13 protein-coding genes are annotated in these 19,455 nt (G+C 62.7%); 12 read left to right on the plus strand and 1 reads right to left on the minus strand.

What is annotated here, in order from left to right:
- The first annotated feature begins 38 nt into the window (after positions 1-38).
- From FFV09_RS23860 to chrA, 6 genes are all read left to right on the plus strand, one after another.
- Positions 39-1,778 (plus strand): phage tail tape measure protein, encoded by a 1,740-nt coding sequence (locus FFV09_RS23860; RefSeq protein ID WP_170315063.1) that lies wholly within the window; start codon positions 39-41, stop codon positions 1,776-1,778.
- 105 nt (positions 1,779-1,883) lie between these two features.
- Positions 1,884-2,873 carry an AAA family ATPase gene (locus tag FFV09_RS17100; protein ID WP_141448946.1) on the plus strand — a complete coding sequence of 330 codons (990 nt, stop codon included), beginning with the start codon at positions 1,884-1,886 and terminating at the stop codon, positions 2,871-2,873.
- Positions 2,870-3,862: a DUF58 domain-containing protein gene (locus tag FFV09_RS17105; RefSeq protein ID WP_141448947.1), complete on the plus strand. Its 993-nt coding sequence runs from the start codon at positions 2,870-2,872 to the stop codon at positions 3,860-3,862. Before FFV09_RS17100 ends, FFV09_RS17105 begins: the two co-directional genes overlap by 4 nt.
- A gap of 36 nt (positions 3,863-3,898) precedes the next feature.
- Complete coding sequence (locus FFV09_RS17110) at positions 3,899-5,875, plus strand: vWA domain-containing protein (protein WP_141448948.1); 1,977 nt, start codon at positions 3,899-3,901, stop codon at positions 5,873-5,875.
- Entirely contained in the window at positions 5,859-8,921 is a 3,063-nt protein-coding gene (locus FFV09_RS17115) for a VWA domain-containing protein (protein WP_141448949.1), read from the plus strand. Before FFV09_RS17110 ends, FFV09_RS17115 begins: the two co-directional genes overlap by 17 nt.
- 373 nt (positions 8,922-9,294) lie before the next feature.
- The gene (chrA, locus tag FFV09_RS17120; protein ID WP_141448950.1) at positions 9,295-10,503 is read left to right on the plus strand and encodes a chromate efflux transporter; all 1,209 of its coding nucleotides are present in this window, start codon (positions 9,295-9,297) and stop codon (positions 10,501-10,503) included.
- Positions 10,504-10,620: 117 nt separating this feature from the next.
- Here the strand turns inward: chrA and FFV09_RS17125 are convergent, their stop codons facing one another.
- Positions 10,621-10,833 (minus strand): hypothetical protein, encoded by a 213-nt coding sequence (locus FFV09_RS17125; RefSeq protein ID WP_141448951.1) that lies wholly within the window; start codon positions 10,831-10,833, stop codon positions 10,621-10,623.
- Between the two features lie 161 nt (positions 10,834-10,994).
- On the opposite strand from FFV09_RS17125, the gene FFV09_RS17130 reads away from it, so the two are divergent.
- The 6 genes from FFV09_RS17130 to FFV09_RS17155 all read left to right on the plus strand — a co-directional run bounded on the left by FFV09_RS17130 (position 10,995) and on the right by FFV09_RS17155 (position 19,444).
- Positions 10,995-11,792, plus strand: a complete 798-nt coding sequence (locus tag FFV09_RS17130; RefSeq protein ID WP_141448952.1) for an alpha/beta hydrolase — start codon at positions 10,995-10,997, stop codon at positions 11,790-11,792.
- Between the two features lie 474 nt (positions 11,793-12,266).
- Positions 12,267-13,277, plus strand: a complete 1,011-nt coding sequence (locus FFV09_RS17135; RefSeq protein ID WP_141448953.1) for a LacI family DNA-binding transcriptional regulator — start codon at positions 12,267-12,269, stop codon at positions 13,275-13,277.
- A 218-nt stretch (positions 13,278-13,495) separates the two neighbouring features.
- On the plus strand, positions 13,496-14,455 hold the full coding sequence (locus FFV09_RS17140) for an ABC transporter permease (protein WP_170315064.1): 960 nt from the start codon (positions 13,496-13,498) through the stop codon (positions 14,453-14,455).
- A gap of 19 nt (positions 14,456-14,474) precedes the next feature.
- Positions 14,475-15,383, plus strand: coding sequence for a carbohydrate ABC transporter permease (locus FFV09_RS17145; protein ID WP_141448954.1), 909 nt, complete (start codon positions 14,475-14,477; stop codon positions 15,381-15,383).
- Positions 15,384-15,454: 71 nt separating this feature from the next.
- Entirely contained in the window at positions 15,455-17,062 is a 1,608-nt protein-coding gene (locus tag FFV09_RS17150) for a type 2 periplasmic-binding domain-containing protein (protein ID WP_141448955.1), read from the plus strand.
- Between the two features lie 213 nt (positions 17,063-17,275).
- Positions 17,276-19,444 carry a glycoside hydrolase family 3 N-terminal domain-containing protein gene (locus FFV09_RS17155; RefSeq protein WP_141448956.1) on the plus strand — a complete coding sequence of 723 codons (2,169 nt, stop codon included), beginning with the start codon at positions 17,276-17,278 and terminating at the stop codon, positions 19,442-19,444.
- Positions 19,445-19,455: the final 11 nt, after the last annotated feature.

Raw genomic sequence — 19,455 nt, forward strand, 5'->3', positions numbered from 1 at the left:
CCTGCGCCGGCATACATGAACGTTAAGGAGGGATCGGCATGGAACCTATTTTGTCCGCCGTTCGGAGTGTGAGGCTGCGGCTTCAGGCTGTTCGCGTCTGCGCGTTCGCGCTGCGGGGATTGGCCGCGGGATTCGCGGCCGCCGCCCTGCTGTTGGCCGCGGCACGCTTCGTGCCGGTAGCGCACGCGCCGCTCTGGGCGCTGGCGCTGCTGCCGGCCGGGGCGCTGCTTGGAGCGGCCGCCGCTTATCGGCGGCCCGTCGGCACGGCCGAAGCGGCGCGCGCGATGGACCGTGCCGATCCGGCGGAAGAACGCCGCGATCTGATGAAGACGGCGCTTGAATTCGCCGGGCGGGATTCGGCCGCGGCGAACTGGCAGCGCGCGCAGGCGCGGGCTTATGCGCTGGAATTCGCGGCCGAGCGCGGCAAGCGGCTGCCTTTCCCGCGCAAGTTCGGCCGGCCGGGCGTTGTTTCGGCCGTGCTGCTGGCCCTCTGCCTTCTTCTGCTGCTGCTTCCGAATCCGATGGATACGCAGCTGCGGCAGCGGGAGCAGGAGCAGGCGCTGATCGAGGAGCAGCGCGGCAAAGCCGAAGCGCTGGCGAAAGAACTCGCCCAGGCGCCGATCGAGCCGCAGGCGCGGGCGCCGCTCGCCGAAGCGGCGGCGAATCTGGCCGAGCGTCTCGGCGACTCGGGCCGCGCCGAAGAAGCGCTGGAACAAATGGAACGCACGATGAAGGCGCTGGGCAGCCAGGCGGAAGCGGCGGCCGGCGAGCAGCGGGAACTTGAAGACTGGAGCCGCAAGCTTGCGGCCCAGCAGGCGCTGCAGGAAGCGGCCAAGCCGCAGGCCGGCGACGCTTCGGAGCGGGCGGAAGCGCTCAAGGACGCGATGAACCAGCTGTCCGCGCAGCAAAAAGAAGCGTTGGCCGAAGCGATGCAAAGCCTTGCGGAGCAGGCGCCCCAAGCCGGCAAGGAAACGGGCGCGCTGCAGGAAGCGCTCAGCAAAGCCGCCGAGCAGTTGGCGGCTTCGGGCAATTTGTCCGACGAGCAGCTGCGCGAGCTCGCCGAGAAGCTGGCCGCGGCGGCGAGCGAGTCCGGCGGACTCGGCGAACAAAGCGATCTGGCCGCCGCGGCCGCGGCCCAGCTTGCGCGCAGCGGCATGCAGATGGCCGGGGAACTGGCCGCTTCGGGACTGTCGTTGTCCGAAGCATGGGGCAGCGGCGGAGCGGCCGAAGCGCTGGCCGACGCCGGCGAAGCCGGCAGCCCGGGCTCCGGCGAGAGCGGAGAAGGGGAAGGTTCGCCGGGCGAGAGCGGCGAAGGCGGCGAAGGCACGGGCGCGGCTGGCAGCGGGCAAGGTTCCGGTTCGCCGGGCGGCGCTTCGGGCCAGGGAGCCGGACAGGGTTCCGGCCAAGGCTCGGGTCAAGGTTCGGGTCAGGGCGCCGGCAGCGGTTCGGGCGCAGGTTCGGGTTCCGGTTCCGGCGGCTCCGGTTCGGGCCAGGGCGGCAGCGGCGCCGGGCAGGGCAGCGGCGGCCGGCAGCTGGTCACGACGCCGCGCAGCCTGCAGGGCGAAGGAAACGTCCAGTCCGACGGCGGACCTTCAAGCGGCGGCGACAAGCAGACCGGCGGCGTCTCGCCGACGATCGACGGCGTCAGCCGGCCTTACGAAGAAGTGTACGGTCAATATTCCGAGCGGGCCAAAGAATCGCTCGGTCGCAGTCAGCTGCCGCAAAGCGTGCAGGGACTCGTCGAAAGTTATTTTACCGAAATCCGTCCGCAGTCCTGACCGTCCGTTCGTATCGAATAAAGCCGAAGCGATCTTCCGGGAGGGCAAGCGGCGGCAAGGCTAGACGAAACGGCGTGCCGACAGGCCGCCAAAGGGGGAATGTTCATGCTGCAGAAGACCGATCGGATCGAGGCCTGGAGACAAACGATGGAAGACGTGCGCGAAGAGATCGCGCAGGTCATCGTCGGACAAAGCGAGACCGTGGAACAAATGCTGTGGTGCGTATTCGCGGGCGGGCATGCCCTGCTCGAAGGCATTCCCGGGCTGGGCAAAACGATGCTGGTCCGCTCGGCGGCGGACGCGCTGGATCTGCCGTTCTCGCGCATCCAGTTCACGCCCGACCTGATGCCGAGCGATATTACCGGCACCGACATGATCCATTTCGGCAATGCCGGCGGCGTCTCGAGCGAGTTCCGCGCGGGACCGCTGTTCGGCAGCATCGTGCTGGCCGACGAGATCAACCGCGCCACGCCCAAGACGCAGAGCGCGCTGCTTGAAGCGATGCAGGAGAAGACGGTCACGATCGGCGGAACGACCCACCGCCTGCCGGAACCGTTCTTCGTCCTCGCGACGCAAAATCCGCTGGAAAACGAAGGCACGTACCCGCTGCCCGAAGCGCAGCTCGACCGCTTCCTGCTCAAGCTGGACGTCGATTATCCGTCGCCGGACGAATTGAAGGAGATCATCCGCCGCACGACCGCTTCGTCCCAGCGTCAGGCCGTGAAGAGAGCCGATGCCGCAGCGCTGCTGGAGATCCAGCGCGGAGCGAGAGAAGTGCTGGTGTCCGAAGACGTGCTCGACTATGCGGTGCGCCTGCTCATGATGACGCATCCCGATCAGGGGGATTCGCCCGAATCGGTCAAACGTTATGTCCGGTTCGGTTCCGGGCCGCGCGGCCTGCAGGCGATGATCGCCGTATCCAAAGTCCGGGCGATCGTCAAAGGGCGCATGCACGTCTCGACCGGAGACCTTGTGGCCGCCGCGAAGCCGGCCATGCGCCATCGCCTGCTGCTCAATTTCGAAGGCCAGGCCGAAGGGGTGTCGCCGGATACGCTGGTCGACGATATTCTGGCCCGGCTGGAGCCGTCGAGATGAAGCCCGAACAGCTGCTCGGCGCGGAATGGACAGCGAGGCTGGACCGGTTGACGCTGTCCACCGCAAGGCGGGTGCGCGGCACGAGGCAGGGCCGGCGCAGGTCAAGGGAGCTTGGCGCTTCGCTGGAATTCGCGGATTACCGCGAATATTCGCCGGGCGACGACGTGCGGCGCTTCGACTGGAGCGTATACGGACGCACGGGCCGCAAAGTGGTCCGGCAGTATCTCGACGAGCAGGAACTTCAGGTGACGCTGTATCTCGACTGCTCGCAGTCGATGGCGTTCGCCGACGAAGGCGCACCGACCCAATCGCGGCACGCTTCGCATCTGGCCGACGAACCCGCACCAACCAAACTGCTGCACGCTTCGCGGCTGGCCGACGAATCTCCGCCAACCAAACTGCTGCATGCTTCGCGGCTTGCGGCAAGCGTCGGTTATATGGCGCTTGCGGGCTATGATCGCCTCGGCGTCTATCGGGTCGGAGCCCGGGTCGGCGAAGGGCTGCCGCTGCTGCGGGGGCGTCCTGCCGTGCACCGGATGCTGAATTTTCTGGCCGCTTCGGAGCCGGAAGGGCGGGGCGATCTGGCCGAGGCATTCGGCGAGCGTTCCCGGCTGCCCAAGCTGCCCGGTATGGCGTGGGTGTTCTCGGACTGCTGGACCGAGCGCGGCGAAGAGGAATTGGAAGAAGCGCTGGCCCGCCTGCAGGCCGCCCGTCAGGAAGTCGTGCTGGTGCAGGTGGTGACGCGCGGCGAGATCGAACCCCGTCTAAGCGGGGATCTCAAGTTGATCGACGCCGAGCTCGGAACGGCAAAAGAAGCCGCGCTGACCGGCCGGCTGCTGGAAGCGTATGAACGGGAATTCGCCGCTTACCGCGGACGATTGGCCGAGTTTTGCGCGCGGCGGGGCATTGCGTACGTGCTTGCGCCTACCGACGTGCCGGTGCGCGAGATTGTGCTCGGAACGCTGCGGGAGCAGGGATGGGTACGCTGAAGCCGGCTCGCCGGAGAACGAGAGGAGGTGCGGAGCATGGGAATCGGTTCATGGGCGGGACTCTGGTTTGCGCTGGGCATTCCGGTCATTGTTATTCTATATTTGTTCAAGCGGAAGTTTATCGATACGCCGGTCGCGAGCCATTTGTTATGGAGGCGGACGCTGGAAAATACCGAGGCGAACCGTCCCTGGCAAAAACTGCGCAGCCGCCTGTTAATGTGGCTTCAGCTGTTGGCGGCCGCCCTGCTGGCGTTTGCGCTGATGCGTCCGTTTGTATGGGCGGAAGCGGGCAGCGGCGGATACACGGTCGTCGTGGCTGACGTCTCGGCCAGTATGAGCGCGCGCTTCGCCGCCGGCGAAGGCGGGAACGGCGGCCCGGACGATCCGGATGCCGGAACCCGGTTGGACGAGATGAAGCGCGGCATTTTGGCGGATACGAACTCTTCCGGCGGCGGCCTGACGCTGATCCGCATGGGAGGCAGCCCGCAGGTGATCGAATCGGGGACGTCGGATCGGGGCGCCTGGGAAAAAGCGGTACGTTCGCTGTCGGCGGACTACGGCCGAACGTCTTACCGGGAAGCGATCTCGCTTGCGTCGGCCGTCGCGGAAGGACAGGAAGACGCCCGGATCGTCGTCTATACCGACGCCCAGTGGAACGAGCGCGCGGACGATCTGCCGGTTAATGTTCCGATCGAAGTGCGGCGGATCGGAAGCAATGAATACCGCAATGCGTCGGTCGAGCAGTTCGGCACGGACGCGAGCGGCCGGTTCGTCGGCGTGATCGCGAATACCGGCACGGTGCCGCTCGAACTTCGGGCGGAATGGTCCGGCGACGGCCGTCCGCTCGGCAGCCGGGAACTGAAGCTTGAGCCCGGCAAGCGGCAGACGGTGACGTTCGACGCGGCGGAAGCGGCGGACGCCTACCGGCTCAGCCTCGCCGGTGCGCCCGACGATTACGCGGCCGACGACGACGCGTTCGCTTTTGCGGAAACGGGCGGTTCGGTGAACGTGCTGCTGCTGTCCGGCGGCAATCTGTTTCTGGAAAAAGCGCTGCGGCTGTCCGGCGCGGAAGTGACCCGGCTCGATCTGTCGGGACGGACGCCGCCGGCGGACGGGGAAGAAGCGGCGGCAAAGAGCAGCGCGGCCGACGCCGGCGAAGCACAATCGCCGGAGCAAGCGCCGCCTCTGCCGCAGCAGCGGCCCGACCTGGTCGTCGTCGAAGGCGAACTTCCTTCGGCGCTGCAAAGCGGGGAATGGGGAAAAACGCTGTCCGAAGCGGCGCTCTGGACGATCGGCGGACCGGAAAATGCTAAGCAGCCGGGCAGTCGGCGCGCGGAAGTGTCCAGCCATCCGGTCACCCGGTATTTGACGCTGAGCGAGCCTTATTTCGGGCCGCTCGCGGCCGGCAAACCGGCCGGGCTGACGACGATCTTCACGATCGGCGAACAGCCGGCCGCGGCGGCGGGCACGATAAACGGCCGCAGGACGCTCTGGTTCGGCTTCGATCTGCAAAAAGGCGACCTGCCGCTGAACAGCGAATTCCCGGTGCTCGTCAGCAACGCGGTCTCCTGGCTGTCGGGCGGACGCGGAGGCGGCTTGGGCCGCGTCGTATCCGGTGCGGCGGTAGACATGCCGATCGCGGCGGACGCCGAGCAGGCCGTATGGCGTCCGCTGCAAGGGCCCGCGTTCGGAAGCGGGGCGCAGACGGTCGAAGCGCAAACGGATATCGCGCCGAATGTGCCCGGCTTGTACGCGTTCGAGCAAATCGGCAGCGGATCGGACGAGCTGCCGGCGTATCTGCTCGACGTGCGGCCGGACGTTTCGGAGTCGGCGGCGCCGGCCGCGGATGTTCCGGTATTCGGCCGGACGGCGGATACCGGCGAAGCCGGGTCCGGACCGGCGGCGAGCGGAGATACGCGCGGCCGGCTGCCGCTTACGGCCTGGCTGGCCGCGCTGATCGCCGCAATCATGCTGACGGAATGGGGGGTGTACCGACGTGGGCGTTCAATTTGACCATCCGTGGCTGCTTCTGCTGCTGATTCCGCTGGCGGCTTTTGCCGTATTCGCCTGGCGCGGTCCGGCGCGTATCCCGATGTTCCGGCACCGGCTGGCCGCTTCGCTGCGGACGATTGCGCTGCTGCTGCTCGTACTGCTGCTGGCCGGCGTGCAGCTCTATACGGTGCAGCGCCAGCATGAAGTCGTGTACGCGGTCGACCGTTCGTCGAGCGCGTCCGCCGGCGACGCCGACCGGGACTGGATCGATGCGTCGCTTGCGGCCAAAGCAGCCGACGATGCGTATGCGATGCTCTCGTTCGGTCGCGACGCGTCGGCCGAGCGGACGATGAGCGCCGATGCGCCGCTCGGCGGGCTTGAAGCCGCGGTCGACGCGGACTACACGAATGTGCAGCGCGCGCTGCAGCTGGCGTCCGGCATGCTTGGGGCCGGCGATCCGCGCATCGTGCTGATCAGCGACGGCGACGAAAATATCGGCAGCATGCTCGAAAGCGGACGCCTGCTCAAAAACCGCGGCATCGCCGTCGACGTGCTGGACAAGCGGACCGAGACCGAGCGCGACGCCGCGATCGATTCGCTGTCCCTGCCGGGCAAGCTGTATCTCGGCGAAGCGTTTACGGTCGAAGCGCGGCTGCGCAGCACGTTCTCGGGAACGGGCGAGATCCGGCTGTACGAAGACAACGTGGAGATCGGCGCGCAGACCGTGCGGGTGGAGCGCGGCGACAACGCCGTATTGCTGCAAGGGCTGGCCAAAAAGCCGGGCCTGCATCGTTATCGGGCCGAGCTGGGCCTGCCCGGCGACGAACAGTCCGCGAACAATGCGGCGTTCGCTTTTACCCGGGTTGCGGGAAGTCCGTCGGTGCTCGTGGTCGAAGGCAAACCGGGCACGTCGTCCAATATCGAAAAAGCGCTGAACGCGGGGCTGATCGATACGACCGTCATCCCAGCGTCGCTGCTGCCGTCGGAAATTGCCGATTACGCGCAGTACGACAGCATTTTGTTCAACAATGTGTCGGGCGACGCGCTCGGACAGTCCAAAATGGACGCGATCGAAACGGCGGTCCGCAGTTACGGGATCGGCTTCATGATGAGCGGCGGCGATCAGAGCTTCGGCCTGGGCGGCTACTTCGATACGCCGATCGAGCGGGCGCTGCCCGTCTCGATGGAACTCGAAGGCAAGCGCGAAGTGCCGGAGCTTGGCCTGATTCTCGTCATCGACCGTTCGGGCAGCATGAGCGGAAGCAAGATCGAGCTGGCCAAAGAAGCGGCCATGCGCACCGTCGAACTGATGCGGGCCAAAGACACGGTCGGCGTCGTCGCGTTCGACGATTCGCCGTGGTGGGTCGTCGAGCCGCGCAAACTGACGGACAAAGAAGAAGTGCTTCAGCTGATCCAGTCGATTCCGAGCGGCGGCGGGACGAACATTTTCCCGGCGATGGCTTCCGCGGCGGAGACGATCAAAGGGATCGACGCGCAGCGCAAACATATTATTCTGCTCACGGACGGACAGTCCGCGGGCGGAGGCAGCTACGAAGAGCTGCTGGCCGGCCTCGGCAAGGAACAAGTGACCGTATCGAGCGTCGCGGTCGGCTCGGACGCGGATCGCGGACTGCTTCAGCGCGTCGCGGATCTGGGCAAAGGCCGATTCTACGACGTGCAGGACGAGACGACGCTGCCGGCGATCTTCAGCCGCGAAGCGGTGCTGCTCGCCCGGACGTACGTCGTCGACAAGCCTTTTACGCCCCGGGTCGCGGACGCGGGCGATTGGGCTCCGCTGTTCGCGCAGGGGCTGCCGACGATCAACGGCTATGTGGCGACGAGCGCCAAGCCGTCCGCGCAGACAGTGCTGGTCAGTCCCGAACCCGATCCGCTGCTCGTCCGCTGGCAGTACGGCTCCGGCCGAAGCGTAGCCTGGACGAGCGATCTCACCGGCGAATGGTCGGGGCCCTGGATCGGCTGGGACGGCTTTGCGAACGTGCTTACCCAGACGGTCAAATGGACGTTTCCGCAGTTTGCGGCGTCGCCTTACCGGATCGAGACGGCGATGGCCGAAGGCGGCACGCAGCTCAGCGTGACGGCCGAACCGCAGGGCGACGCCGTACTTCCCGACGAACTGGTCGCTTCGATCGGCGGGGATGCAGACGCGGCGATCGATCCGGTGACGCTCGTGCAGACCGCTCCGGGCCGGTACACGGGCATGCTGCCTCTCGGCGAACCCGGCGCCTATCTGCTCAACTTGTCGCCTGCGGGCGCAGGAAGCGGGGGGGCGGATTCGGAAAACGCGGCGGGATCGACCGGGGCAGAAACGGCGGGCAGCGGCGAGACGGCCGCGCTTCCGGCTTCGACCGGAACCGGACTCGTCATTCCGTATTCGCCGGAATACCGCATTTCGTCCGCCGAGGCGCAAGGCTCCGCCCGCCTGGCCGAGCTGGCGCAGCTGACCGGAGGGCGCGTGCTCTCCTGGGACGATCCCGCGGCCGTGTATGCGCAGCCGGCCGCCCCGCACAAGCAGATGCGGGACTGGACGTCGCTTCTGCTGGCCGCCGTGCTGGCTTTGTGGATCGCGGATATCGCGATTCGCCGCCTGGCCGTTCCATGGGAACGGATCGCCGCGATGCTGGCGGCTCCGTTCGCGGCGGCCGGCCGGCGCGGTACCGGCGCCGCCTCCGGCGAAGCCGCTCCCGCGGAGGACGGCGCGCTCGCGCGCCTGTCCGCCGCCAAGCGGCGGAGCACGGCTGCCCGCGGCGGCGAGAAACGCGCCGACGAGAGCCGGGCCGCGCCTGCGCAGCGGCCGGCCGAAGCTCCCCGCGCAGCAGGCGGGGAGCCGGGGTCCGCGGCGGAAGGAGGCTTCGCCTCCGCCGTGGACCGTGTCCGCGCGGAGCGCGGCACCGGCCGTGCGCAGCCGGCCGAACGTTCCGCGGGCGAAGCCTCCCGCGGCGACCCGCCGTCCGGCCGCGCGAAGCCGCCGGACGAACCTGCGCCGCCGGATGACGGCGGCAGCGCCATGGACCGCCTGCTGGCCGCCAAGAAGCGAAGCGGCCGCTAGGCTCTCCAGCGCGTAAGACGGCGTAAGACAGCCGTCTTACACCGCTTTGCTTGAAGCCCGCCTTTCCGGCGGGCTTTTTTATATCCGCATCCTCGAACTTCTGCATCCTCGAACTCCTGCATCCTCGCGCCTCTGCGTCCTCGAACTTTCCATACCCATGCTGCCCATCTATCTCCCGCGCCCGCATTTTCCAATTCCCCTCTCCGCGCTATCCAGCTTCCATACTTTCCAACTTCCATGCCTTCCGCGTTCGTACAGCTTTTTACAAAACCCGCCCGTTCTTTTTACCGAAAAGACTGGAAAGCGGCCAAGCGGATCGGTATCTTTATTGAAATGAGGCTGTATACCAACTTTTGTGAAGGAGGCCTGCAGCATGGACACCGACTCCGGCAAGCCTGAACGGCCGAGTCCGGCAAAAAGCGGGACACTGTTGGAGATTTTGGCCGTATCGACGAAGCTCGGCCTGACTTCGTTCGGCGGGCCGATCGCGCATTTGGGCTATTTTCGGGAAGAGTACGTACGCCGCCGCGGATGGTTGGACGAGCGCAGTTATACCGAACTGGTAGCGCTGTGCCAGTTTTTGCCGGGACCGGCGAGCAGCCAGGTCGGGATCGGGATCGGGCTGCTGCGGGGAGGCTGGCTCGGGGGAGTGGCGGCCTGGATCGGATTCACGCTGCCTTCGGTCTTGCTGCTGATCGTGTTCGCGCTGTTTATGCAGACGTTCGACCTGGCGGAAGCCGGATGGATTCACGGGTTGAAGATTGCCGCGGTAGCGATCGTCGCCCAGGCGGTGCTCGGCATGGGCAAAAATCTGGCACCGGACCGCACTCGGGCGACGTTTGTCGTCTTGTCCGCGGGAGCGGTGCTGCTCTGGCCGTCGGCTGTGGTTCAGATCGCGGTCATTGCCGCCGCTGCCGTCTGCGGACTGCTGCTGCGCTTTCCGGCAGCGGACATGCCGCCGCCGGAAGTCCCCGTCGGGAAAAAGTTCGCGGCCGCCTGCCTGATCCTGTTTGCCCTGCTGCTGGCGGGTCTGCCGCTGCTTCGCGCAGGCACGGGCAGCCTGGAGATTGCGCTGGCCGACGCCTTTTACCGCTCGGGTTCGCTCGTGTTCGGCGGGGGACATGTCGCGCTGCCGCTGCTGGAACGGGAAGTCGCCTCGCCGGGCTGGATCGGCGAGACCGACTTTTTGGCCGGTTACGGCGCGGCGCAGGCCGTGCCCGGACCGCTGTTTACGTTCGCTTCCTATTTGGGCTGGATGATCGGCGGGATGCAGGGGATGCTGATCGCGACAGCCGCGATCTTCCTGCCGGCTTTTCTGCTGATTGCCGGAACGCTGCCTTTTTGGAGCACGCTGCGGCGGAGTCTGCCTATGCAGCGGGCGCTGCACGGCGTCAACGCGGCCGTGGTCGGACTGCTGCTCGCGGCGCTGTACGATCCGCTCTGGACGTCGTCTATATCTTCCGGCGGCGACTTCGCGCTGGCCGCGGGACTGTTCCTGCTGCTGTCCGTCTGGCGGCTGCCGCCGTGGATCGTCGTGGCGCTCGGAGCGGCCGGCGGCTGGCTGCTCGGGCTTGCTTTCTGATCCAGGCGCCGCGAACGCGCGCAGAGCAGCGCGGCAAACGCCAAAAAAGCCTTCGACCGAAAATCGGCCGAAGGCTTTTTCCCTGCATGGAGGCTGTGGACATCCAATCTAACCGTCCTACCGTCGCAATTCGTAAAATTCGCAGCGGTCCCGGTCATAATAATCCAGATCGCTGACGCTTGATTGAACGGCGACCATAGACGAGTCGAACCGGATGATCAGGCCGCCCGCGTTCAGCATCTCGTCATCGCGGAATACCCGTACGGTCCGTTCCTGATCCATCGCTTCCTGAAAATCCGTCTCGGATTCAAGCCTGCGGTTGGTAGCCATATCGTTCCTCCTTCGTTAACCCTATGGAGTCAGTCTAACATAATTCGCGCGCAAAACGGAACGGAAGCGAAGCGGGGCCTTTTTCTCGAAACCCCTTTCGAACTTTTCGCCAAAGCGTATAATAAAGCGGTACACGAAGCGAATAAGAGGAGGACAAAGCAATGAATCCTGTAATTTTATGGCCGGAAGGCGCACCCAATGCCGCCGGCACGACCGAGGAAGACGTACCCGCCATTTTCCCGTACCTGGTAAGCGGAGAGAATAAGGCGGCCGTCATCGTATGTCCGGGCGGCGGCTACGAGTTCCGCGCCGACCACGAAGGAGAGCCGATCGCGCTCTGGCTGAACACGCTGGGCATATCCGCTTTCGTCATCCGTTACCGCGTGGCGCCGTACCGCTACCCGAGCGCGTTATCCGACGTGCAGCGCGCCGTGCGCACCGTTCGCGAACGCGCGGCCGAATTCGGCGTCGATCCGGGCCGGGTCGGCGTGCTCGGCTTTTCGGCGGGCGGCCATCTCGCGTCCACGGCGGGCACGCTGTTCGATGCCGGCACGCCGGATGCCGAAGATCCGATCGAGCGCCAATCGAGCCGCCCGGATCTGCTCATGCTGTGCTATCCGGTCATTACGCTCAGCGGACCGTACACGCATGACGGATCGCGTATCGCGCTGCTCGGCGCGGACGCGGCCGAAGCCGAGATTCAGGCGCTGTGCAGCGAACGCAACGTAACGCCCGAGACGCCGCCGACTTTTCTGTGGCATACGTCCGAAGACGGCCTCGTTCCGGTCGAGAACAGCCTGCTGTTCGCTTCGGCGCTCGGACGCAGCGGAGTGCCGTTCGACCTGCACGTCTACGCGCTCGGCGGACACGGCATGGGCATGGCTGAAGGCGACGAACATGTACGGAATTGGACAGGGCAGGGAGCTTCGTGGTTAAGACTGAACGGATTTGCCGATTGATCAATCGGGTTTATGGATTTGCACAGCCGAAGCGGCTTGTCCGCTTCGGTTTTTGGTTTGTCTGCCGCGCACGAAGAAGGTGAAAACCTATCGGAAAGTTGTGGTAACGTTTCCTATCGGACAAATGAAAGAATCATTTTGAACATTTTTGTCACACTTATTTGGCACCCAATCTCTTTATGCAACCGCTTACTATCTCAAATCCGCATAAGAAAGCGCATGTAACGCCTTTTTGGCTGGATAAGGTTGGAAGCGGTTCACAGAAAGCGGTTTTGTGATTCAAACATTTTATTAGAACTGTATTGACACTTCTAATATTGAGGTTTATGATGTGTATCGAAACGATTCGATTGGCAAAGGAAACGTTTCCTGCTCTATGGGAAACGTTTCCCACGATCATCGGGTATTTTTGGGACAAGGGCTTTGAGCAGGCGTCAAAACCGATTTTGGAAGCGAGGTGAAGCGGCAGACGAGATGAATATCAAAGATATTGCGAAAATTTCCGGCGTGGGCATATCGACGGTATCGAGAGTGCTCAACAATAGCGGGGTCGTAAGCGATACCACTCGTGCCCGGGTGCTGTCCGTAGTGAAGCAGTACAACTACGTGCCGAACAGCAACGCCCGCAACCTGAAGAAGCTTCAATCCAATACGATCGCGTTGATGGTCAAAGGGATTTCGAATCCTTTTTTCGCCAACATGATCAAGGAAGTGGAGCGTCAGGTCCATCTGAGGGGCTGTCCGCTTATGATTCAGCAGGTCGAAGACGGCGTCGACGAGATCGCCGCAGCGATGCAGCTGATCAAGGAGAAGAATCTGTACGGCGTCATTTTCATGGGCGGGACGTACGATCATTCCGAAGAAGAGTTCCGCCAGCTCGGCATTCCGTTCGTGCTGACGACGATCACCACGTTGAAAGATGTCGATCCGTCCGCGTTTTCGAGCGTATCGATCGACGACGTGCAAAGCGCCTACAAAGCGACGGACTACCTGATTTCGCTGGGACACCGCAACATCTGTTTTCTGGCCCGGTTTCCTTTTAAGGAGAACACGATCGGCAGCCGCCGGCTCCTGGGTTACAAGAAAGCGCTTGAAGAGCACGGAATCGAATACGATCCGGCGCTCGTTGAAGACTGCGAGTACGCGCCAAGCTTCGGCTTCGCGGCCGCCAAACGTCTCCTGAACAAAAACCTGGGCGTCACGGCGATGTTTGCCGCATCCGACGCTATCGCGATCGGCGCCGCCAAAGCGGTGCTGTCGTCGGGGCTGTCGATTCCCGGCGACGTTTCGATCGTCGGGTTCGACGGTATCGAAATGGCGGAGTATTACCATCCGTCGCTCGACACCGTCAGCCAGCCGGGCGTGGAGATGGCCCATGTCAGCGTCGAAATTTTGTTCGACCTGATCGCGGGAGACACGGCGAACCGACATGTGGTATTCGAGTCCATGCTCGTCAAGCGCGGCTCCAGCCGCAAAGTGACCTGAAGCGGCGGAGGATGCGGAAGATCAATCTTCCGCATCCCCGCCGCGCACAAGGGATCGCTTTTCGAACGGCGCAACAAGTAAACGCTTGCTGAAACCGTTCACGCGGCGATCACGGCTTTCTTTTCCGCCAATCGAAACGATTCACCTGCACGATGCGCGGTCCGCCGCCCGTTTTGCCCAAGCATCATAGAGACCCAAGAAGAGTGAGGAGATGTCATGTGAAACCTGCAGCTATATCCCCGGGCTCGGCCAAAGGGGAACCATCCAAATTCAAACGTCTGTTGTCCGAAATCTGGAAGTACCGAATGACGTACACGCTGCTGATTCCCGGTTTGATCTGGCTGATCCTGTTCGCTTACCTGCCGATGGGCGGTCTGTCGCTCGCCTTCAAGGATTACCGTGCCAACGACGGCATCTGGGGCAGCGCCTGGATCGGATTCGAGAACTTCAAGTACGTGTTCCGCGACCCGGCGTTCGCCGACGCGGTATGGCGGACGCTGTACGTCAACATCATCAAACTGTTCATTACGTTCCCGTTCCCGATCCTGCTCGCGCTGCTGCTGAACGAGCTGCGGATGCGCCGTTACAAAAAGGTGCTGCAAACCGCGTTCACGTTCCCGCACTTCCTGTCGTGGATCATCGTGTCGGGTATCATCATCAACGTTCTGGCCTATGACGGCCTGGTCAACAGTTTCCTGGCCCTGTTCGGACTTCCGACCATCAACTTCCTCGGTTCCGAACAGAACTTCTATCCGATGATCATCCTGACGGATATCTGGAAATCGACCGGGTGGGGCGCGATCGTGTTCATGGCCGCCATCTCGGGGATCGACCAGGAGCAGTACGAGGCGGCGCAGATCGACGGCGCGACCCGGCTGCAGCAGATGTTCCGCGTTACGCTTCCGAACATCATGCCGACGATCACCATCATGTTCATCCTTTCGGTCGGCGGGCTTATGTCGTCCGGCTTCGATCAGATCTTCAACTTGGCAAATGCCGCGACGCAGAACGTATCGCAGGTACTCGACGTCTACATCTACCGGATCACCTTCCAGTCCTCGACGGACTTCTCGTTCTCGACCGCAGTCAGCTTGTTCCGCTCGATCGTGAACATGGTTCTGCTGCTGTTGGCCGACCGGGCTGCGAAATGGATGGGCGGAGACGGCCTGTTCCGATAAGAGAGGAGAACGCAACCGAATGAGTACATTGGCGAAAAAACACAAAAAAAGCAAATTCAACACCAGCCGGTTGACGGCGCTCGATATTTTCATCTTCTTGATCCTGACGCTCGGCGCGCTGTCGATTCTGATTCCGTTCTGGAACGTTATCATGATCTCCTTCGCGACCCAGCGCGAATATGCCGAAAATCCGCTGCTGATGTGGCCGAAAGAGCCGACGCTCTCGTCCTACAAAGCGCTGTTCGCGGACGGCAGCATCGGTACCGGTTACTGGAACACGATCAAGCTTATGGCCGCCGGCCTTCCGCTCAGCCTGTTCCTCACGGTCAGCATGGCGTACGGCCTCAGCCGTCCCAGCTTCCCGGGCAAAAAGCCGATCTTCTTCCTGGTACTGTTCACCATGATCTTCAGCGGCGGTATCGTTCCGCTGTACCTGGTCATGAAAGACTTGCATTTGACCGGTTCGCTCTGGGCCGTCATCTTGTCCGGCAGCTTCAGCGTATTCAACATGATCCTGATGATGAACTATTTCCAGGGCCTGCCGGAATCGCTGATGGAATCGGCAAGACTCGACGGCGCCGGCGAATGGAGAATCCTCCGTTCGGTCGTGCTGCCGCTGGCCGCGCCGATCATGGCGACGATCGCCCTGTTCTACGGGGTCGCCTTCTGGAACAGCTGGTACGACGCGATGATCTTCCTGCGAAAAGCCGAGCAGCTTCCGCTGCAAAACGTGCTGCGGGCGATCATCGTCGAATCGCAGACCAACGCCTCCAACGCCACAAGCGTCGGTCAGGGCACGGCCCAATCGTTCTCGACCGGGATGAAAATGGCAGCGGTATTCGTCACCATGCTACCGATCATGGCTTTCTTCCCGCTGCTGCAAAAGCACTTCGCCAAAGGGGTATTGACAGGGGCTATCAAGACCTGATCATACGATAGACAAGCTGTACAAGGGGTCAACCGGATTGTCAAAATCCAAACAACAAATGGGGGTAAAACATGAAAACGCACAAAATGTTTTCGGTCAAAGGGCTCTTCCTGCTCGCGCTTTCCCTGGTCATGGTACTCGTTACCGCCTGCGGTTCGGGCGGCGATGCCAAAACGGGCACGGCGGACGAGAAAAACGAAGACGGCACGTACGCGAACAATCTGGAAATTTCCTATGCCAGCGTAACGGACGTTTCCAAAGCGAAAATGGACGACAAATTCCACAAATTCTTCACCGACAAATTCAATATCACTTGGGATTACAACTATATCGACTGGGATTCGTGGCCGGAAAAAATGCGTCTCTGGATCAACTCCGGCGACCTTCCGGACTTCGCCAGCTGGAACTACGTGCAGGGCGACGCGATCAATTACATCGACCAGGGCTTGTTCTACAAGTTCCCGGACGACTGGAAAGAGCGTTGGCCGCAAACGGCAAAAGCGTACGCTTCGACGGGTCTCGGCGAACGTCTCGAAGAAAAAGTCGGCGGCACTTACGTTCTGCCTAAGCCGGTCTACTTCCAGAACCAGCCTGCCGATCCGCTGCTGAACCAAATCGGCGTTATCGCACTGCGCAAAGACTGGGCGGAAGCGGTCGGATTCGAACTGAAAGACGCGTACACCGTAACAGAACTGATGGAATACGCGAAACTGGTCAAAGAAAAAGATCCGGGTAAAGTGGGCAAACGCCTGATCCCGATGTCTTTCAACGCCGGCGACCTGCTGACAGGCTTCATGATGTCGAACAACGAACATTCCCGCGTCGAGTCTGCGTTCTACAAAGGCGAAGACGGCAAGTACACTTGGGGACCTGCCGACGAGTCCACGCTGACGGGCCTGAAGCTCGCTCAACAAGCGTACAAAGACGGCCTGCTTGATCCGGAATTCTACACCTGGAAAAACAGCGAAGGCGGAGACGCGTTCAAAGTGACCGGCATCTCCGGCATGAGCGGTCTGGGCGGCCTCGCTTCCTACAGACAAGACATGGATACCGCAATGAAAAAGAACCTCAAGCTCGACAGCTCCGACGTGGTGCACGAAGCGCTGATCATTGGCGAAGACGGCAAATACCGCAACCTGGAGCAGGTTAACTTCTGGTCGTCGCTCGTGTTCTCGCCGGACATTTCCCAAGAGAAATTCGAGCGCATCATGGACATGATCGAATACTCGGTGTCGGAAGACGCGCAGCGCATTCTGAACCTGGGCTTCGAAGGCGAAGACTGGAAAGAAGAAAACGGCGAACTGGTCAGCACGCTGCCGGAAGGCACGACGCTGGAAGACAAATACCCGGGCCGTTTCGAAGGACTGTACGTACTGGGCGATGACTTCAGCGTTATCAACCCGGCGATCAAAAAAGCGTTCCGCGAGCGTTCGGTGGAACTGTACAAAGAAAAAGCGGAGCTGAGCACGCAGGGCGGCGCCATGGCGACTTACGATTGGGACTTCCAGTTGTACACGTCGAGATCGAAAGACCAAGCCAACTTCGACTATGCGACCGAATACGCCAACCTGATTCTTCAGCCGGGCGATCTGGAAGCGAACTGGAAGAAGTGGGTCGAAAGCAAACAATCCCTCGTCAAGCCGGTGCTCGACGAACTGAACAAAGAATTCGCACAGTAAGAGCTTCATAACGCTTCAATCCGGGTCCGGCAGGCTTAGCGCCGGCCGGCCCGGTCTTAGGACAAACCCGGTGCGCGCGGAGTTTCCGCACGGACCGGGTTTTCTTCTTCTAGGGCATGTACGCAAACGTTTGAATGTTTCCGGTTTGCGTACGCGCCGTAAATGAGGAAATTAGCGCGACCCATTATATTTTGAAGGCTTGGAGGACTCGGTATGGACAATCAGCAACTTCTCGGCCTGATCGACAAGATGACGCTCGAAGAAAAAATCGCTCAACTGGTCCAGCTGGCCGCTCCTTTCTATGAAGGCGCGGACGATGAAGGCCAAATTACCGGACCGATGCAGGCGATGGGAATCACCGATTCCATGGTCGCAAGCAGCGGCTCCATTCTCGGCTATGCGGGAGCGGCCGGCGCGATCGCCGTGCAGGAAGCGCATCTCGCCAAAAATCCGCACGGTATCCCGCTGCTGTTCATGGCGGACATCGTGCACGGATTCAAGACCATTTTCCCTGTGCCGCTTGCGATCGGCTGTTCGTGGGATACGGAACTGGCCGAACGCAGCGCGGAGATCGCGGCGCGCGAAGCGGCCGTCTCCGGTATCCACGTGACGTTCGCGCCGATGGTCGACCTGGTGCGCGATCCCCGCTGGGGCCGCGTGATGGAATCGACGGGCGAAGACCCGTACCTGAACAGCTTGTTCGCCCGCGCGTTCGTGCGCGGACTGCAGGGCGACGATTTGCAGGCCGAAGCCGAGCGCGTCGCCGCCTGCGTGAAGCATTTTGCCGCCTACGGCGCTTCGGAAGCCGGCCGCGACTATAACACGGTCGATCTGTCCGAACGCCAGCTGCGCGAATATTATTTGCCGGCTTACAAAGCCGCGCTCGACGAAGGCTGCGAAATGGTCATGACTTCGTTCAATACGATCGACGGCATTCCGGCCAGCGCCAACGAGAAATTGATGCGCGATCTGCTGCGCGAAGAATGGAAATTCGACGGCGTACTGATCTCCGATTGGGGCGCCGTGAAAGAGCTCATTCCGCACGGCGTCGCCGAAGACGAACGCGAAGCGGCTTACCGGGCTATTCGCGCCGGCGTCGATATCGAGATGATGACGGCCTGCTACGTACACGAACTGCCGGAACTGGTTCGCGGCGGACAAGTGGACGAAGCGCTGGTCGACGAATCGGTGCTGCGCATTCTCCAGCTCAAGAACAAGCTGGGATTGTTCGAGCGTCCGCACCGCGGCGCGAATCCGGAGCGCGAAGCGGAAGTGGTGTTCAGCCGCGAGCACCGCGAAGCGGCTTACGAGCTGGCGACGAAATCGACCGTCCTGCTCAAGAACGACGGCGTACTGCCGATCCGGCCGGAAGCCAAAGTCGCCCTGATCGGTCCGTTCGCCAACAGCGGCGATATTCTCGGCCCGTGGTCGTGGAGCGGTTCGACCGAAGACGCGGTCCGGTTGGACGGCGCGCTCGCCGAACGGCTCGGCGCCGGGAATCTGATCGTCGCCGAAGGCTGCGGCATCGAGAGCGGCACGGAGCAGCAGCTGCGCGAAGCGCTCGAAGCGGCCGTGCAGGCCGACGTGATCGTGCTTGCGCTCGGCGAAGCGTCCGAGATGAGCGGCGAAGCCGGCTGCCGGACGGATATCCGCCTGCCGCAGGCGCAGCTGGAACTCGTCGCGCTTATCGCCGAGCTGCGCAAGCCTACGGCGGCCGTCCTGTTCAACGGACGCCCGCTCGACCTGCACGGCGTCTACGACAAGCTCGGCGCCGTCGTCGAAGCGTGGTTCCCGGGCAGCGAAGGCGGCGCGGCGGTCGCGGACATTCTGATCGGCGCGGTCAACCCGTCCGCCCGTCTGAGCATGTCGTTCCCGCATTCCGTCGGCCAGGTGCCGGTGTATTACAACCATTTCAACACGGGACGTCCGCTCGGAGCGGACGATGCCCAGGTGCGCTACGTGTCGCAGTATCTCGACGCACCGAACGACCCGCTGCTGCCGTTCGGCTTCGGCTTGTCGTACACGACGTTCGAGTACGGCAGCCTCAAGCTGTCGTCGGACAAGCTGCCGGGCGATTCCCGCCTGACCGTCAGCATCGACGTGACCAATACCGGCGAACGCGCCGGCACCGAGACCGTGCAGCTGTATATTCGCGATATCGCGGGCGAAGTGGTGCGTCCGGTGCGCGAATTGAAAGGCTTCGTCAAGCTGGATCTGGCGCCGGGCGAAGTGGGAACCGCGGTCTTCACCCTCGGCGAAGAACAGCTGCGTTACCACCATGCGGACTTGAGCTTCAAAAGCGATCCCGGCCGCTTCGACGTCTTCGTCGGCCGCAGCAGTCTCGATACGCAGCAAGGTTCTTTCGTACTGACGAACGCCTGACTTTCTTTTTA

It is taken from the genome of Saccharibacillus brassicae (assembly GCF_006542275.1).
GTDB lineage: Bacteria > Bacillota > Bacilli > Paenibacillales > Paenibacillaceae > Saccharibacillus > Saccharibacillus brassicae.

Excerpts from the sequence above, each read along its gene's own strand:
- FFV09_RS23860 (WP_170315063.1), top strand. The coding sequence starts at position 39 with ATGGAACCTATTTTGTCCGCCGTTCGGAGTGTGAGGCTGCGGCTTCAG.
- FFV09_RS17100 (WP_141448946.1), top strand. The coding sequence starts at position 1,884 with ATGCTGCAGAAGACCGATCGGATCGAGGCCTGGAGACAAACGATGGAA.
- FFV09_RS17105 (WP_141448947.1), top strand. The coding sequence starts at position 2,870 with ATGAAGCCCGAACAGCTGCTCGGCGCGGAATGGACAGCGAGGCTGGAC.
- FFV09_RS17110 (WP_141448948.1), top strand. The coding sequence starts at position 3,899 with ATGGGAATCGGTTCATGGGCGGGACTCTGGTTTGCGCTGGGCATTCCG.
- chrA (WP_141448950.1), top strand. The coding sequence starts at position 9,295 with ATGGACACCGACTCCGGCAAGCCTGAACGGCCGAGTCCGGCAAAAAGC.
- FFV09_RS17125 (WP_141448951.1), bottom strand. The coding sequence starts at position 10,833 with ATGGCTACCAACCGCAGGCTTGAATCCGAGACGGATTTTCAGGAAGCG.
- FFV09_RS17130 (WP_141448952.1), top strand. The coding sequence starts at position 10,995 with ATGAATCCTGTAATTTTATGGCCGGAAGGCGCACCCAATGCCGCCGGC.
- FFV09_RS17135 (WP_141448953.1), top strand. The coding sequence starts at position 12,267 with ATGAATATCAAAGATATTGCGAAAATTTCCGGCGTGGGCATATCGACG.
- FFV09_RS17145 (WP_141448954.1), top strand. The coding sequence starts at position 14,475 with ATGAGTACATTGGCGAAAAAACACAAAAAAAGCAAATTCAACACCAGC.
- FFV09_RS17150 (WP_141448955.1), top strand. The coding sequence starts at position 15,455 with ATGAAAACGCACAAAATGTTTTCGGTCAAAGGGCTCTTCCTGCTCGCG.
- FFV09_RS17155 (WP_141448956.1), top strand. The coding sequence starts at position 17,276 with ATGGACAATCAGCAACTTCTCGGCCTGATCGACAAGATGACGCTCGAA.